14 protein-coding genes are annotated in these 15,286 nt (G+C 73.9%); 6 read left to right on the forward strand and 8 right to left on the reverse strand.

From position 1 onward, the window contains the following. Positions 1–958: 958 nt before the first annotated feature. A complete protein-coding gene (locus tag ACFPM7_RS02250) occupies positions 959–1,927 on the reverse strand; it encodes a TolB family protein (protein ID WP_378243185.1) in 969 nt (322 codons plus the stop codon). Next, complete coding sequence (locus ACFPM7_RS02255) at positions 1,928–3,154, reverse strand: MFS transporter (protein WP_378243187.1); 1,227 nt, start codon at positions 3,152–3,154, stop codon at positions 1,928–1,930. A gap of 131 nt (positions 3,155–3,285) precedes the next feature. Here ACFPM7_RS02255 and ACFPM7_RS02260 point away from each other — a divergent pair, with 131 nt between their 5' ends. Together ACFPM7_RS02260 and ACFPM7_RS02265 are read left to right on the forward strand one after the other, a co-directional pair. After that, positions 3,286–4,659, forward strand: coding sequence for a glycosyltransferase family 4 protein (locus ACFPM7_RS02260; RefSeq protein ID WP_378243189.1), 1,374 nt, complete (start codon positions 3,286–3,288; stop codon positions 4,657–4,659). A 3-nt stretch (positions 4,660–4,662) separates the two neighbouring features. Continuing rightward, positions 4,663–6,003 (forward strand): UDP-glucose dehydrogenase family protein, encoded by a 1,341-nt coding sequence (locus ACFPM7_RS02265; protein ID WP_378243191.1) that lies wholly within the window; start codon positions 4,663–4,665, stop codon positions 6,001–6,003. Here the strand turns inward: ACFPM7_RS02265 and ACFPM7_RS02270 are convergent, their stop codons facing one another. Continuing rightward, positions 6,004–6,759 (reverse strand): hypothetical protein, encoded by a 756-nt coding sequence (locus ACFPM7_RS02270; protein ID WP_378243193.1) that lies wholly within the window; start codon positions 6,757–6,759, stop codon positions 6,004–6,006. It lies immediately after the preceding gene. 65 nt (positions 6,760–6,824) lie between these two features. On the opposite strand from ACFPM7_RS02270, the gene ACFPM7_RS02275 reads away from it, so the two are divergent. Beyond that, positions 6,825–7,034 carry a helix-turn-helix domain-containing protein gene (locus ACFPM7_RS02275; RefSeq protein WP_378243195.1) on the forward strand — a complete coding sequence of 70 codons (210 nt, stop codon included), beginning with the start codon at positions 6,825–6,827 and terminating at the stop codon, positions 7,032–7,034. After that, the gene (locus ACFPM7_RS02280) at positions 7,034–7,561 is read left to right on the forward strand and encodes a Clp protease N-terminal domain-containing protein (protein WP_378243197.1); all 528 of its coding nucleotides are present in this window, start codon (positions 7,034–7,036) and stop codon (positions 7,559–7,561) included. Before ACFPM7_RS02275 ends, ACFPM7_RS02280 begins: the two co-directional genes overlap by 1 nt. On the opposite strand, the gene ACFPM7_RS02285 is transcribed toward ACFPM7_RS02280, so the two are convergent. Continuing rightward, entirely contained in the window at positions 7,527–8,609 is a 1,083-nt protein-coding gene (locus ACFPM7_RS02285; RefSeq protein ID WP_378243199.1) for a calcium:cation antiporter, read from the reverse strand. The genes ACFPM7_RS02280 and ACFPM7_RS02285 overlap by 35 nt on opposite strands. 10 nt (positions 8,610–8,619) lie before the next feature. Then, positions 8,620–9,261 carry a membrane protein YczE gene (gene yczE, locus ACFPM7_RS02290; protein ID WP_378243202.1) on the reverse strand — a complete coding sequence of 214 codons (642 nt, stop codon included), beginning with the start codon at positions 9,259–9,261 and terminating at the stop codon, positions 8,620–8,622. Positions 9,262–9,322: 61 nt separating this feature from the next. Here yczE and yczR point away from each other — a divergent pair, with 61 nt between their 5' ends. Further along, positions 9,323–10,747, forward strand: coding sequence for a MocR-like transcription factor YczR (gene yczR / locus ACFPM7_RS02295; protein ID WP_465251820.1), 1,425 nt, complete (start codon positions 9,323–9,325; stop codon positions 10,745–10,747). A 414-nt stretch (positions 10,748–11,161) separates the two neighbouring features. Here the strand turns inward: yczR and ACFPM7_RS02300 are convergent, their stop codons facing one another. Beyond that, the gene (locus ACFPM7_RS02300) at positions 11,162–12,148 is read right to left on the reverse strand and encodes a hypothetical protein (protein ID WP_378243204.1); all 987 of its coding nucleotides are present in this window, start codon (positions 12,146–12,148) and stop codon (positions 11,162–11,164) included. Positions 12,149–12,323: 175 nt separating this feature from the next. Then, entirely contained in the window at positions 12,324–13,490 is a 1,167-nt protein-coding gene (locus tag ACFPM7_RS02305; protein WP_378243206.1) for a pyridoxal phosphate-dependent aminotransferase, read from the reverse strand. Positions 13,491–13,597: 107 nt separating this feature from the next. Here ACFPM7_RS02305 and ACFPM7_RS02310 point away from each other — a divergent pair, with 107 nt between their 5' ends. Next, complete coding sequence (locus ACFPM7_RS02310) at positions 13,598–14,806, forward strand: DUF445 domain-containing protein (RefSeq protein WP_378243821.1); 1,209 nt, start codon at positions 13,598–13,600, stop codon at positions 14,804–14,806. On the opposite strand, the gene ACFPM7_RS02315 is transcribed toward ACFPM7_RS02310, so the two are convergent. After that, positions 14,803–15,276, reverse strand: coding sequence for a CGNR zinc finger domain-containing protein (locus ACFPM7_RS02315; RefSeq protein ID WP_378243208.1), 474 nt, complete (start codon positions 15,274–15,276; stop codon positions 14,803–14,805). The genes ACFPM7_RS02310 and ACFPM7_RS02315 overlap by 4 nt on opposite strands. Between the last annotated feature and the right edge of the window lie 10 nt (positions 15,277–15,286).

Below are 15,286 nucleotides of genomic sequence, written 5' to 3' on the forward strand. Positions count from 1 at the left end.
ATCCCCCGGCCACTGTCGTCCGGATAGCCGACCACCGCCACCGAGTCATCGGCGAGCCCCACCTGAGGCCCCCACCCGATCACGCTCACATCCCCCGGCCGCCCTCTGTCGTCCCGCACGACCTCGCACAACGCGAACCGCCCCGGCGAGTCCGCGCGTGTACCGCCGGGTCAGCAGGGGCGGGGTGATCGCCGGCGGGTCGAACACCTCGATCCGAGTGGCGATCGCCGCCGAGCCCGACCGCCGGGCGGCCCGGGAACTCACGCGTGCCCGCATACCGTGTGGGGGCGCGGCTCGAAGCTGAGCCGCACGGAACGCGGGCTGCGGACGGTGTCGATCGAGGACGTGGCCACCCTGCTCACCGCGTGGCGGCCACCCGTGGCCGAGCGGGAGCGGGTGCTGGGCGAACTCTCCGCCGGCTCGACACCCGGGTGGTGGGATCGCCCCATTCCCGGTGTTCCGCCGGCTGTGTACGCCGAGCTGACCGCAGGAGCCACCTCCATGCACGAGGCGGACCAGTACACGCAGGTCCGCACCCGACTGGACGGCATTGCCCTTCCGAGGGCCGGAGGTCACCCGTGTCCAGAAACTCCACCAACCCCCGGCGGCGTCCTCGTCGCGGCCACTGACGATGTGCGCTTCGACGCCCGCACCGCCCAGCCACGCGCCATGTGTCCTCTTGCCTTCGGGTTTGGGCGTCGGGACCTGCGGCGGCAAGCCCGCTCGAATGGTGTCGGCTTGTTCGCGGGGAGCTTCGTTCTGGCTGAGGCTGTCGGACGACCCGCTGTCGTTGAGGCGACCCCGGTGAGGGGTGACGCCGCTCCGCCCGCGACTTCGGCGAGGTATTGATCAATGAGTGCTCGCGCTGCGGTGAGGTTGTCGTGGAGCTGCCTGAGTTGCTGCTCGGTTTGGCCGAGCAGACCAAGCGCCTGCTCGCTTCTGGGCGACGGCTCCGGCGTCAGGCCCGAGGCGAGGGCGATGACCCCGCTCTGACCAGCTCACGCGGTTGCCCGGACCCGTCGGCGGCCGACTCGTAGATGGTGGGAACCCCGCCGCTGGGCACCTTGGCGTAGGCCAGCGTCTCCGAATCCAGCCAGGCCGCCTGGTCGTCCACCCCGTCGGACCCCGGAACCTCCGTCTCCACCCCGGAAGCCAGGTCCAGCACGAACAGCCGCCACCCGCCCAGCCGCCCGGCCCGCTTCTTGTACGCCACCCGGGTCTCATCCGGCGACAGCGACGGGCACTCCGCGTCCTCCCGCACCGTGGTCAGCGTCTGCGCGCTGAGATCCCCCTCGACCAGCCACGTCTGCTCCCCGGACGCCAGCGTCGCGTAGAAGCTGTTGTCGTCCCCGGCGACGGTGACCCCCCAGAAGTTCTCGTTGACCCGCTTGTCCGGCTTCCCCTCGATGACCACGGTCGGGAACTCCTCAAGCGACTCCACCAGCTTCCCCGAAGCCAGGTCCAGCACGCCCGTCCGGGTCGAGAACCCCCCGGGCGCCAGGTACGAGTCCCCCGTCACGAACACCGTCCACGACACGATCCGCCCCGACGCCGACACCCGCGCCCGGCTCGGCGTCCCCGGCAGCGGCACCGTTCGCACCAGTTCGGACCCGGTGAACACCGCCGCCTCGTAGGCCCCCGGCACGCTCATCCGCAGGCACACGGTCGTCCCCGCGGCCGTGTACACCCGCAGGCAGGCCAGATCCGACGCCGTCCGGGCCCCGGCCGGGTCCAGTTCGGACACCAGGTTGCGCCCGCCGCCGTTGTCCACGAACCGCAGGCCCGTCTCCACCGCCGCCCCCGGGGCCGCCGCCGACGCCCGCTCGGAGCGCACCGTGCTCACCACGTACAGCGCGGCCGCCGCCACCACGATGACCATCGACGCGATCCCGACGGCGATGCGGTGCCGTCCCAGCCAGTCGAGCACTCAGCCCACCTCCGGGCGGATGACCAGAGCCACGGCCACCAGCACCGCGACGAGCGCCGCGGTGGCGATCAGGACCGCCGTGCCGAACGGCAGGGCGGTGAGCAGCAGGCCGAAGCCCACCGACGAGGCGAAGCGGGCCAGGGCTTGGCCGGTCTGCACGATCGACAGGCCGCTGGCGCGCAGGTGTTCGGGCACCAGGGTGGCGCCGTGGGCCATCAGGACGCCGTCGGTGGCCGCGTAGAACACCCCGTGCAGGGCCACGGTGGCGATGACCAGGGCGAGGCCGCCGAAGGGGCCCAGCAGCAGGGCGTACACCGCGAGCAGGGCGACGTGCCCGGCGAAGAAGATCCGCCAGCGGCCGACGCGGTCGGCGAGCCTGCCCAGGGGGGTGGCCAGGGCGAGGAAGGTCAGGGCGGTGCCGACGGGCATCAGGGCCAGCCAGGTCGGGCTGACGCCGGAGACCTGCTGGAGCACCACGAAGACGAAGGCGTCGGAGATGGTGGCCAGGCCCAGCAGGCCTGCGGCGATGGCCGTGCGGCGCAGGCCGCGGTTGTTCAGCAGGCCGAGGGCGTCGCGGACCTTCACCGCGACGCGCTGTTCGGCGGGCTTGGCCTGCTCGCGGACGAAGAAGGCCAGCACGATGAGGCCGAGCAGGGCGAAGCAGAAGCTGATCATGAAGATCGGGCCGGGGCTGGTGGTCACCCAGGTCAGCAGGGCGAAGGTCACCAGAGGGCCGATCAGCGCGCCGATGGTGTCCATCGTGCGGTGCACGCCGAAGGCGGAGCCGAGCTGGTCGGCGGGCGTGGACAGCGAGATCAGCGCGTCGCGGGGGGCGGTGCGCAGGCCCTTGCCCGCGCGGTCGGCGGCGAGCACGCCGCCCAGGCCGCCCGCCGAGGCCCCGACCAGCGGGAACGCGAGCTTGGTCACCGCGGAGAGGCCGTAACCGGCGGTAGCGACCGCCTTGGGTCGGCCGATCCGGTCGGACACGTGCCCGCCGACCAGGCGCAGCACCGCCGTCGCCCCGGTGTAGATGCCGTCCAGCAGACCGAGCTGCAGGTAGGACATCTGCAGATTGAAGATCACGTAGACGGGCAGGAAGGCGGTCACCATCTCCGAGGAGATGTCTGTGAGGAGGCTCACTGTCCCGAGCAGGACGACAGTCGTCGGAACCTTGCTGCGGGCAGATGGCGGAACACCACCAGGCACCCTGGCCGAAGCCACGTACACCCCGAACACCTCCACCCCGACGGACCCCTCGTCCTGCACATCGCGTCACGACCACGGTGTGTAACAACAACCGGCCCGAGGCCGACCCAGAAGTGTCAGCCCCTGCTGTTTACGGAGATGAGGTCGAGGGCGTGAGCCGCACGCGGGCGCCGCACGTGCTGATCATCGTGCAGAATCTTCCGGTCCCGCTGGACCGACGGGTGTGGTTGGAGTGCCGCGCGCTCACGGCGGCGGGCTACGAGGTGTCGGTGATCTGCCCCAAGGGCCCCGGCGACCCGGCCTACGCCCTCCACGAGGGCGTGCACCTCTACAAGTACGAGCCGCCCAAGCAGGCCGACGGCGCGCTCGGCTACGCCTGGGAGTTCCTCTACTGCTGGCTGCGCACGGCGGCGCTGTCGCTCAAGGTCCGCCGCCGCGCCCGCTTCGACGTGATCCAGGCGTGCAACCCGCCGGACACCTACTGGGCGCTGGCGCTGCCGTGGAAGGCCGCCGGGGTCCGGTTCGTCTTCGACCACCACGACCTCAACCCCGAGGTCTTCCGCTCCCGCTTCGGCGAGCCGAAGGGCGTGGCGGGCAAGGTGCAGCTCACCATCCTCAAGTGGCTGGAGCGGCGCACCTTCCGCACCGCCGACCGGGTCATCTCGACCAACACGTCCTATCAGGACATCGCGGTGACCAGGGGCGGGGTCAAGCGCGAGCACACCACCGTCGTGCGCTCGGGCCCGGACACCTCGGTGATGCGCCCGGCCTACGTCAGCGACCCGCCGCTGCGCGGGGGCAAGCACCTGGTCGCCTACCTGGGCATCATGGGCCCGCAGGACGGCGTCGACGGCGTGCTGGAGGTCGCCGACCGGATCGTGCACTTCCACGGCCGCACCGACGTGCGGTTCGCGCTGCTGGGCTTCGGCGACTGCCTGGAGGACCTCAAGCGCCAGTCCCGCGACCTGGGCCTGGACGACTACGTGGAGTTCACCGGCCGGGTCGGCCCCGACCAGATCTCGCGCTACCTCTCCTCGGCCAGCGTCGGGCTCTCCCCGGACCCGCTGAGCCCGCTCAACGACGTCTCCACCATGAACAAGACCATGGAGTACATGGCCTACGCCCTGCCCGTGGTCGCCTACCGGCTGCGCGAGACCGAGGTCTCGGCGGGCAACTGCGCCGTCTACGTCGAGCCCGGCGACACCGAGGGCCTGGCCGACGCCGTGCTGCACCTCATCGACGACCCCGCCCGCCGCGCCGAGCTGGGCGCGGGGGGTCGACGCCGCGCCGAGCGCGTGCTGGACTGGCGCCCGCAGGCCCAGGCGTACGTCGGGGTCTACGACGAGCTGCTGGGCTTCGCCTCGGCCGGTCCCTTCCCGGACGGGTGGCCGCGGGCCGAGCGGCGCGGCGGCGCGGGCGCCGCGCCGAAGGACCGCTGGGGCAACCAGCTGGTCGACCTGCGCGACCAGGACGCGCTGCGGGCCTTCGCCGCGCAGCGGGTCGCCGAGCGACTGCGAGAGGGGTAGGCGGTGTTCGTACGACGGATCGCCGTTGTCGGGACCGGGTACGTGGGGCTGACGACCGGGGCGTGCCTGGCCTCGCTGGGGCACGACGTGGTGTGCGCCGACGTCGACGCGGACAAGCTGGCGCGGATGGCGGCCGGGCAGGTCGACATCCTGGAGCCGGGCCTGGCCGAGCTGGTCGCCGAGGGCATCGCCGCCGGGCGGCTGAGCTTCGTGCTCGGCGCCGCGGGCGCGGTGGCGCACTTCGACGGCGGCCCTGAGGTGCTGTTCCTCTGCGTGCCGACGCCGATGGGCGTGGGCGGCGTCGCCGACCTGAGCATCGTGGAGTCGGTGGTCGAGGAGGTCCGCGAGCTGCTGCCGGAAGGCTGCGTGATCGTCAACAAGTCGACGGTCCCGGTCGGCACCGCCGAGCGCACCGAGGAGCTGCTGGGCCGCGAGGACGTCGCCGTGGTCTCCAACCCGGAGTTCCTGCGCGAGGGCAGCGCGGTCTACGACTTCCTCAACCCCGACCGGATCGTGGTCGGCGGGTCCAAGCAGGATGCCGCCGAGCGCGTCGCGGCCCTGTACGCGCGCCTGGGCGCCCCGACCGTGCTGACCGACGCCCCGTCGGCAGAGCTGGTCAAGTACGCGGCCAACTGCTTCCTGGCGATGAAGCTGTCCTACGTCAACGCCGTCGCCGAGCTGTGCGACCGCCTCGGGGCCAACATCACCGACGTCACCGAGGGCATGGGCTACGACAAGCGCATCGGCCAGGCGTTCCTCATGCCCGGACCGGGGTGGGGCGGCTCCTGCCTGCCCAAGGACACCTCGGCGCTGCTGCAACTGGCCGACGCCGCCGACTTCGAGTTCCGCCTGCTGCGCGCCACGATCGACACCAACACCCGCCAGCGCCAGCGCATGGTGGAGAAGGTGCGCGTCGCGGTCACCGGCAAGCGCACGGGCTCGCTGTCGCACAAGCGGATCGCCCTGTTCGGCCTGACCTTCAAGGCGGGCACCGACGACCTGCGCGACTCCCCGGCGCTGGCCGTGGCCGCGCTGCTGCGCCAGGCGGGCGCCGACCTGGTGGGCTACGACCCGTCGCTGTCCTCGGCGGCGACGCACCCCGACCTGTCCACCCTCACCGTCGCCGACGACCCGTACCTGGCGGCCAAGGACGCCGAGGCGGTCGTGGTCCTCACCGAGTGGCCGGAGTTCCGCTCCCTGGACTGGCAGCGCCTGGCCGAGACCGTCGCCCGGCCGATCGTCGTCGACACCCGCAACCTGCTCGACCCGGCCGTCGCCCGGCGCGCGGGCTTCGAGTGGATCGGGCTCGGCAAGCCACTGGCCGAGCCTGCCGCCAGTTCCTGATCAGGTCCGATCGGGGGAGAAGTCGACCCAGGCGAGCGCCTGGTCGTCGTGGCGCTTGCCGCGCGGCCAGCGCTCGCCGTCGGGGTCGGACTCCTCGGCGGCGCGGACGACGTCCAGCACCGCGAACGGGCCCGCCGTGCCCGCGATGTCCAATGCGGACGGCCAGGTCAGCACCCCGTACTCGTCCACGCCGCAGGAGACGCCGTCGCTGGCCATCAGCAGGTCGGTGACCTCGGCGCGGGGCCAGTCGCGCACGACGGCGCGGCGGGCGGCGGCGGGCAGCGCCTCGGCGACCCAGAAGCCGTCCTCGCTGTTGCGCAGCGCCGCCACCCGCTCGGCCGGGATGGGCCGCAGGTCGCGCAGCCGGGTGTCGGCGACGACGGTGTGCTCCCCGTTCGGGTGGAAGACGACCACCGGGCTGTCGGCGAGCACCAGGACTTCCACTGTGGACTCGTCCCAGCGGGCGATGGCCACCGTGCTCGACGGGCTCGCCCCCGGGGTGTGGCCGTGGTGGCGGGCCACCGCGCGGATCGCCCCGGACAGGTGCTCGACCAGCGACACCTCGGGCGCGGCGGTCAGCCTTCCCGCCAGCTGCGCGGCCAGCGCGATCGCGTAGGGCCCCGCGGGCCAGTCCGCCGACGTGGCGCCGTCGAGCAGGATCACCGCCGAGGGCAGGACCACCACCACGTCCTCGCTCGGGCGCGTCCGTCCCGCCGCGTCCACCCCGGCCTGTTCGGCCACCCCGACCTCCGGCATGGGCCGATCATCCCGACCGTCAACCAGAGTTGACAAACGGGGGTTCGTCAACCACAGTTGACGCCATGACCGAAGCGACCCGATTGGCGGGCGCGGCGGGGGACAAGGACCCGATGACCGGGCTCCGGGCCGTCGCCGCCCTGCGCAAGCTGCTGGAACGCCTGGAGGCCGTGCAGGTGCGCAGCGCCCGCGCGCACGGCTGGTCCTGGCAGGAGATCGCGGCCGAGCTGGGGGTCAGCAAGCAGGCCGTGCACAAGAAGTACGGGAGGCAGTGATGTTCGAGCGGTTCACCGATTCCGCCCGCGGCGTCGTGCGCGGGGCCGTGGGCAAGGGGGAGGAGGTCGGGGTGATCGCGCCCGAGCACCTGCTGCTGGCGCTGCTGGAGTGCCCGGGTGCGGGCACGGCCGTGCTGGCCGACCTCGACGTCGACCGCGACGCCGTCGCCGAGGCGGTGCGCGAGCGCCACCGCAGGGGCGGGCTGGGCCGCGCCGACGCCGACGCCCTCGCCGCCCTCGGCATCGACATCGACGCCGTGGTGGCCGCCGTCGAGCGCGAGCACGGACCCGGCGCGATGGCGCCGTCCGGGGGCAGGCGGCGATTTCACACCCCGTTCACGGCCGAGGCGAAGCGCGTGCTGGAGCGGTCCCTGCGCGAAGCGCTGGACCTGCGCGACAGGCACATCGGCGACGAGCACATCCTGCTCGCCCTGCTCGTCCTCGGAGCCGAGGCCGAGGTCGGGGTGAGCTACACCGACGTGCGCGCCCGGCTCACGGAGTCACGGCGAGGAACAGGAAGGAGCTGAACACCATCAGGTGCACCGCGCCCTGCAGGACGGTGGCGCGGCCGGAGACCAGGGTGAGCGTGCCGACCGCGCCGGTGAGGGCGAGCAGCACCATCTCCTTGCCGCCGAGGCCCAGCACCAGCGGACCGCCGATCCAGATCGAGGCGACCGCGATGGCCGGGATGGTCAGGCCGATGGTGGCCAGCGCGGAGCCCAGGGCCAGGTTGAGGCTGACCTGGAGGCGGTCGCGCAGGGCCGCGCGGACGGCGGCGACGGTCTCCGGGGCCAGGACGAGCAGGGCGATGAGCACGCCGACCAGCGACAGCGGGGCGCCCGCGGCCTCGACGGCGCGTTCCAGGGTCGGGGAGACGGTCTTGGCCAGGCCCACGACGGCGACGAGGCAGACCAGCAGCAGCCCCAGGCTGATCAGCGCGGTGCGGGTGGCCGGGGCGTCGGCGTGGTCGTCGGGCGTGCGGTCCACTTTGGGCAGGAAGTAGTCGCGGTGCCGGACGGTCTGCACGAACACGAAGATGCCGTACATGACCAGCGAGGCGACGCCCGCGAACGCGAGCTGCGCGCCGGAGAAGGTGGCGCCGGGGCTGCTGGTGGTGAAGGTGGGCAGCACGAGGCTGAAGGTCACCAGGGCGAGCACGACGGCGAAAGCGCTGCCGGAGGCGTGGGCGCGGAAGTCCTGCACCCGGTGGCGCAGCGCGCCGACGAGCAGCGCGATGCCGACGATGCCGTTGCAGGTGATCATGATGGCGGCGAAGACGGTGTCGCGGGCCAGGGTGGCGGCCTTCTCGCCGCCGGAGGTCATCAGGGTCACGATCAGCGCGACCTCGATGACGGTGACCGCGACGGCGAGGATGAGCGTGCCGAAGGGCTCGCCGACGCGGTGCGCCACGACCTCGGCGTGGTGCACCGCGGCGACCACCGCGCCGCCCAGCGCCAGGCACACCAGCGGCAGCAGGAACGGTCCGAGGTCGGTCTTGCCCCACCCGAAGGCCAGGACCAGCACGGCCAACGGCGGAACGGCGAGGGCCCAGCGGGGCAAGGCGATGGCGTTCACGCCTCCGACCTTAATCGTCCCCGGCCGCGCGGGCGCGCGGCTGCCAGGCCACGACGGGCAGGAAGGCCTGCGCCAGCGGCCCGATGAGCAGCGCGTATGCCGCGGTGCCGACGCCGACGGTGCCGCCGAGCAGCCAGCCGGTGACGAGCACCACGATCTCGATGCCGGTGCGGACCACCCTGATCGAGTGCCGCGAGCGCGCCGCCAGCCCGGTCATCAGCCCGTCGCGCGGGCCGGGGCCGAGCCGAACGCCGATGTAGACGGCCGTGGCGAGTCCATTGAGGAGGATGCCGGCGGTGAGCAGCGCGGCGCGCACGGCCAGGTGCTCCGGCGTCGGCAGCAGGTACAGGCTGAGGTCGACGGCCACGGCGACGACGGCGACGTTGGCGACCGTGCCCACCCCGGGCCGCTGCCGCAGTGGCACCCAGCACAGCAGGACCAGCACGCTCACCAGCGCGGTCACCGTGCCGTAGCTGAGGCCGGTGCGCAGGTGCAGCGCCTCGTGCAGCACGTCCCACGGGGCCAGGCCGAGCGCCGCCTCGATCTGCATGCCGATGCTCGCGCCGTAGAGCGCCAGGCCGCCGATGAGCTGGGTCATGCGGCGGACGGGCGCGATGCGCAGGGGCTGTGGACTGAGGTTGAGCGCGGCCATGGACCCATCATCACCCACGATTGGCCTTGGTTCCGATAGCCAATCCACGTAAATTGGCCTGGTGAGCGCGCCGACCGGCCGGATCGCGGCCCCCCGACTCGTCCGCCTGCTGGGCGCCTGGCACGCCGCGGGCAGACCGGCGTCGAGCGCGCTGGTCAGCGCGCTGCGGCTGCTCGTGCTCGACGGCAGGCTGCCGCCGGGCACCGCGCTGCCCGCCGAGCGCGAGCTGGCCGCCGCCCTCGGGGTCAGCCGCACCCTGGTCGCCACCGCCTGGGAGGCGCTGCGCGCCGAGGGCCTGCTGCGCTCCCGGCGCGGCGCGGGCACCTGGACCGCGCTGCCCGGCCGCCCCCGCCCGCAGGACCCGCCGCAGGACCAGCCGCTGGACCTCGCCCGCGCCGCGCCCGCCGCGCTGCCCGCCGTGGCGCACGCCGTCGACGCCGTGCGCGGCGACCTGGCCGCCGAGCTGGCCGGGCACGGCTACCACGAGTACGGCCTCGACCTGCTGCGCGAGCGGCTCGCCGCCCGCTACACCGCGCGCGGGCTGCCCACCACCGCCGACGAGGTCCTGGTGACCAACGGCGCCCACCACGCCCTGGCCCTGGTGCTGCGCGCGTTCACCGGCCCCGGCGACCGCGTGCTGGTCGACCAGCCGACCTACCCCAACGCCATCGATGCCATCGCCGCCGCGCACGCGATCCCGGTGCCGGTGCCGCTGCTGGAGGACGGCTGGGACCTCGACGGTGTGGCCGCCGCGCTGCGCCAGTCCGGCCCGCGCCTGGCCTACCTCGTGGTCGACTTCCACAACCCGACCGGCCTGCTGCTCGACGCCGGTGGCCGGGCGGACCTCACCGCGCTGGCCGCCCGCGCCCGGGTGCCGCTGGTGGTGGACGAGACGCTGGCCGAGCTGGACCTGCGCGCCGCGCCGCCGCGGCTCGCCCCGGTGCGCGGGCCGGGCACGGTGATCACCATCGGGTCGGCGGGCAAGTCGCACTGGGGCGGGCTGCGCATCGGCTGGGTGCGCGCCGACGCCGAGGTCGTGCGCAGGCTCGCCGCCGCCCGGCACGCCTTCGACCTCGGCTCGCCGGTCGTCGAGCAGCTGGTCATCGCCCACCTCTACGCCGACCCGGAGCCCGCCATCGCCGAGCGCCGCGCCGAGCTGGCCGAGCGCAGGGACCTGCTGGTCGGCGAACTGCGCGCGCACTGCCCGGACTGGGGCTTCCGGGTGCCCGACGGGGGGCTGGGGCTGTGGTGCGAGCTGCCGGGCCCGTTCAGCTCCCGGCTGGCGGCGGCGGCGCGCACGGTCGGGGTGCGGCTGGCCCCCGGCGCGCGGTTCAGCGTGCACGGCGGACTGGAGCGCTGGCTGCGGGTGCCCTTCACGCTGCCCGAACCCGCACTGGCCGAGGCGGTGCGCAGGCTCTCGCGGGTGGCGTCGGTGGTCGGCGGGTCGCCCGGTTCCGACGGGGAGGGGCTGGTCCCGGTCGCCTGAGAGACGGGAATCCGGGCTGGTCCGGACGGTGCGCTGGATGGCGCGGTCTACGCCATCCAGCGCACCCGGTCCTCGCCCTGCCCGCCGAGGTCATCCCTCCGGCGCGGCCCCACGTCGCGCCGGCGGGCGGCGGGCGGTGCGAGGCTGCCTCGGCGCCGCGGGGGCATCGCGGGCCGGGGCGGCTGCCGCCCCGCCCGGCGGGCAGAGGCGGCGAGCCTGGTTGGTGGCCCCGATGCCGTGGGGGCATCACGGCATCGGGGCGGAGTCCCCGCGTCCCGCCTTGGCGCGGCCGGGCGGTGCGGGATGTCGATGGCGGTGGGGTCGCGGGGCGGTCCTCGGCGGAATCCCCGGGGGCGGCGCGAGAGCGCCGGGTGGCCCTGGCTCAGGGCACACGTGTCCTAATCGGACGAGTCGTCAGTCGGGGCGCGAGGCCGGCGTGCCCGCGGCGTCGACGGCGGCGCCGTGCACCTGGGGGAACGCGATGGGCCACCCGCCGGAGGGCGGGCCGTGGTGGGCGCGGGTGGCGAGCACGCCGAGCGCGCCGCGGGCGTGGCCGCCGCCGTCGTGCGCCGACCCGGCCGCGGAGCCGGAGCCGGGCGCGCTCGGCGCGGGCGCCGGGGCGGGCTGCTGGTCGATCGGCCGCTCGGCGGGCTCGGTGCGGTGCTCGGAGTCCGCGGGCTTCGCGGGGCGGACGGACCGGGGAGCCTCGGCGGTGCGGTCGGTGGCGACGGGGGCGGAGGTGTCCGGGGCGCTGCCGACGGCGCTGGTAGCGGCGGGAGCGGGGGCGGGTGGGGCGCGGGGCGCGACGGGCTCGGCGTCCTCGGTGGCCGGTGCGGGCTCGGCGGGCGGCGTGGTGTTCGCCGTGGAGCCGCTCCGGCTCGGGCCCGTCCACTCGGGGTCGGTGATCTCGCCCGGTCCGTAGTCGACACCGCCGTGGGTGGTGGTGTTCTCCCGCTCGGCGGCGCCGCGCTCGGAGTCCGCCGAGCCCTCCGCGGCGCTGGTCTCCTCGGGCTGCCGGACGGGTGCGGGGATGGCGGGGGAGTCCACGGTCGAGGACTCCCCGGCGGGGGATGTCGCAGCCGGGGACGTGGTAGCCGGGGACGTGGTAGCCGGGGACGTGGCAGCCGGGGGCGTCGCAGCGGGGGATTCGGCCGGGGCGCTGAGGGGTCGCGCCGTGGTGGCCGGGAGCCCGCCGCTGAGGGCGGCGTCGACCAGGGTGCTGATGTCCTCGCCCGAGTCGGCCTGCGCGATGACCCGCTCGGCGAGGGCGCTGACGTCCTCGCCGCCGGTGTCGGCCTGCGCCGCCGCGGTGCCTGCGAACCAGGCGCCGAGCGCCAGTCCGCCGATGACCACGACCCTGCGCAGCCACAGGGGGGAAGGTCGGCCGCGTGTGGTGTCCACCGGCCTCACCCCATTCCGTCCCGCCGGTCGCGCCGCGACCCCGCCACTATCCAGCACGAGGCCGGCTCACCGCACCCCAACCGGGCGGGTTCCACCCGGAAAGACGGATGCGGCGGCCCACTCCCCGGGAAATGCGGTCACAGACGGTGGAGTTCACCTGTTCGGGTGACAGATCTCAGCGGAGTTCGCGCAGCCGAGCCAACGCTTCGTCAATGACGTCGTCCTTCTTGCAGAAGGCAAATCGCACGAGGTGGCGCCACCGGTCGGGGTTGTCGGTGAAGACCTGCACCGGAACGCCCGCCACACCGGCCTTCTCCGGCAGCTCCCGGCACAGCTGCAGGCCGTCGGTGAAGCCCAGCGGCCGCACGTCCGCGCAGACGAAGTAGGTGCCTTCGGTGCGCCGCACCGCGAAGCCCGCGTCGGCCAGGCCCGCCGAGAGCCGCAGGCGCTTGTCCGAAAGGGAGCTTCGGAGCGCTCCCACCCAGGCGTCCTCATGGGACAGCGCGTGCGCGACGGCGGGCTGGAAGGGCGCGCCGCCGACGAAGGTCATGAACTGCTTCGCCGCGCGCACCGCGGCCACCAGCGGCGCGGGCCCGCACGCCCAGCCGATCTTCCAGCCGGTGCAGTTGTAGCTCTTGCCCGCGCTGGAGATGGTCAGCGTCCGCTCGGCCATGCCGGGGAAGGCGCCCAGCGGCAGGTGCTCAAGGCCGTCGAAGACCAGGTCCTCGTAGACCTCGTCGCAGATGGCGATGAGGTCGTGCTCGGCGCAGACGGCGGCGATGCCCGCCAGCTCCTCGCGGGTGAAGACGGTGCCCGTCGGGTTGTGCGGGGAGTTGACCAGCACGGCCTTGGTCCTCGGGGTCACCGCGGCGCGCAGGGCGTCGACGTCGACGCCGAAGCGGCCCGACTCCTGCTCGGCCAGCGACACCACCACCCGCCTCGCCCCGGCCATCGCCACCGAGGCGGCGTAGGAGTCGTAGTAGGGCTCGAAGACGATCACCTCGTCGCCCGCCTGGACCAGCGCGAGCAGCGACGCCGCGATGGCCTCGGTGGCCCCGACCGTCACCAGCACCTCGGTGTCGGGGTCGAACCGCTGGCCGAAGCCAGCCCGCCGGGCGGCGATGGCCGCGCGCAGCTCGGGCATCCCGGGGCCCGGCGGGTACTGGTTGACGCCGTCGGCGATGGCCTGGCGGGCCCGCTCCAGCATCGCGGCGGGTCCGTCGGTGTCCGGAAAGCCCTGGCCGAGGTTCACCGCGCCGGCCTTGACGGCGAGTGCGGTCATCTCGGCGAAGATGGTCGAGGTGAACGGCCGCAGTCGCGGCACCAGCGGGGTCTCCGACATGGGGCCACCTTCTCACGCAGAATGGAGCCGTGGACCACCCGACCGTGCCCGTGACCGCCCTCAAGGACGCGCCCGCCGAGCAGGAGAAGGCTCGCGCGCTGCGCCGCATGAAAGGCGTCGCGCTGGCCTTCCTCGGCGCCGCCGCGCTGATCTTCGTCGCCACCACCCTGTGGCAGTCGGCGGGTGCGCCCGGCTGGGTGGGCTACGTCAAGGCCGCGGCCGAGGCCGGCATGGTCGGCGCGCTCGCCGACTGGTTCGCCGTGACGGCGCTCTTCCGCAGGCCGCTGGGCCTGCCGATCCCGCACACCGCGATCATCCCGACGAAGAAGGACCAGCTCGGGCAGAGCCTGGGGGAGTTCGTCGGGGCGAACTTCCTGTCCGAGGAGGTCGTGCGCGAGCGGCTGCGCAAGGTCGGGGTGTCGGTGAAGCTGGGCGGGTGGCTGGCCAAGCGGGAGAACGCCGAGCGGGTCACCGCCGAGCTGTCCACCGCGGCGGGCGCGCTGGTCACCGTGCTGCGCGACGACGAGGTGCAGGCCGTGGTCGAGCAGGCCGTGGTCAAGCGGGTGATGGACGCGCCGTGGGGTCCGCCGCTGGGCAAGGTGCTGGAGCGCGTCTTCGCCGACGGCTCCCACCACCGGCTGGTCGACCTGCTCTGCGACCAGGCCCACGACTGGGTGCGCGACAACCACGACCAGATCCTCGGCGTGGTGTCGGGGCGGGCCCCGACCTGGTCGCCGAAGTTCGTCGACTCGATGGTCGCCGACAAGGTCTACAACGAGCTGCTCTCGGTCACCGCGAACGTCAAGGACGACCTCAACCACCCGATGCGGATGGCCCTGGACCGCTTCCTCGGTGAGTTCGCCCACGACCTGCAGCACGACGACAAGGTGATGGGCAAGGCCGAGTCGCTCAAGCAGCAGGTCCTGGCCCACCCCGAGGTGCAGACCGTCATCGGCTCGATCTGGGCCACCGCCAAGCGCCTGCTGCTGGAGGCCGCCGACGACCCGCACAGCGAGCTGCGGACCAGGGTCCTGGCCGGGCTGATGTCGCTGGGCGAGCGCCTGGCGGGCGACGAGGCGCTGCGCGCCAAGGCCGACGGCTGGGTGGAGGGCGCGGCGGCCTACGTCGTGCTCAACTACCGCGACGAGATCACCACGCTGATCACCGACACGGTCCGGCGCTGGGACGGCGAGGAGACCGCGCGCAAGGTCGAGCTGCAGGTCGGCCGGGACCTGCAGTTCATCCGGATCAACGGCACCGTGGTCGGCGCGCTGGCCGGTCTGGTGATCTACAGCGTCGCCCAGCTGATCGGCTAGGCCGGGCCGAGGGCCTTCGCGCGTTCCCGCCAGGCCCGCGCCTTCTCCCGGTTGCCGCACACGCGCATGGAGCACCACATCCGGCTGCGGTTGCGGGAGCGGTCGAAGAACACCCACTGGCAGTCGTCCGCCGGGCAGATCTTGAACCGTTCCCACTCGTCGAGCACCGCGAGCCTGCTCGCCGCGGCGAGCACCGCCCCGGTGACATCGGCGGCGGCCATCCTGGGTATGCCCCGAACCAGCTCGACCCGCACGTCGACCGGCGGCGGCGGGGGCGCGGGCGGCCCGCCGACCGCCGCGCGCAACCCGGCCCGCACGGCCCGCACCAGGGGCAGCGGCCCGCTGCTCAGCGCCCGGTCGGCCAGCCAGCCGGACCAGGCGAGCGGGTCGTGCAGGACGTCGGCGCCGCGGTCGAGGTCGAGCGTGTTGAGGAAATCGAGAACCAGCTCCACGTCGTGGTCGGTGGTCACGACACCACTG

The sequence above is a fragment of the Actinokineospora guangxiensis genome (assembly GCF_042657845.1).
GTDB classification, from domain to species: Bacteria; Actinomycetota; Actinomycetes; order Mycobacteriales; family Pseudonocardiaceae; genus Actinokineospora; species Actinokineospora guangxiensis.

Excerpts from the sequence above, each read along its gene's own strand:
- ACFPM7_RS02280 (WP_378243197.1), top strand. The coding sequence starts at position 7,034 with ATGTTCGAGCGGTTCACCGATTCCGCCCGCGGCGTCGTGCGCGGGGCC.
- ACFPM7_RS02270 (WP_378243193.1), bottom strand. The coding sequence starts at position 6,759 with ATGCCGGAGGTCGGGGTGGCCGAACAGGCCGGGGTGGACGCGGCGGGA.
- ACFPM7_RS02310 (WP_378243821.1), top strand. The coding sequence starts at position 13,598 with ATGAAAGGCGTCGCGCTGGCCTTCCTCGGCGCCGCCGCGCTGATCTTC.
- ACFPM7_RS02275 (WP_378243195.1), top strand. The coding sequence starts at position 6,825 with ATGACCGAAGCGACCCGATTGGCGGGCGCGGCGGGGGACAAGGACCCG.
- yczE (WP_378243202.1), bottom strand. The coding sequence starts at position 9,261 with ATGGCCGCGCTCAACCTCAGTCCACAGCCCCTGCGCATCGCGCCCGTC.
- ACFPM7_RS02305 (WP_378243206.1), bottom strand. The coding sequence starts at position 13,490 with ATGTCGGAGACCCCGCTGGTGCCGCGACTGCGGCCGTTCACCTCGACC.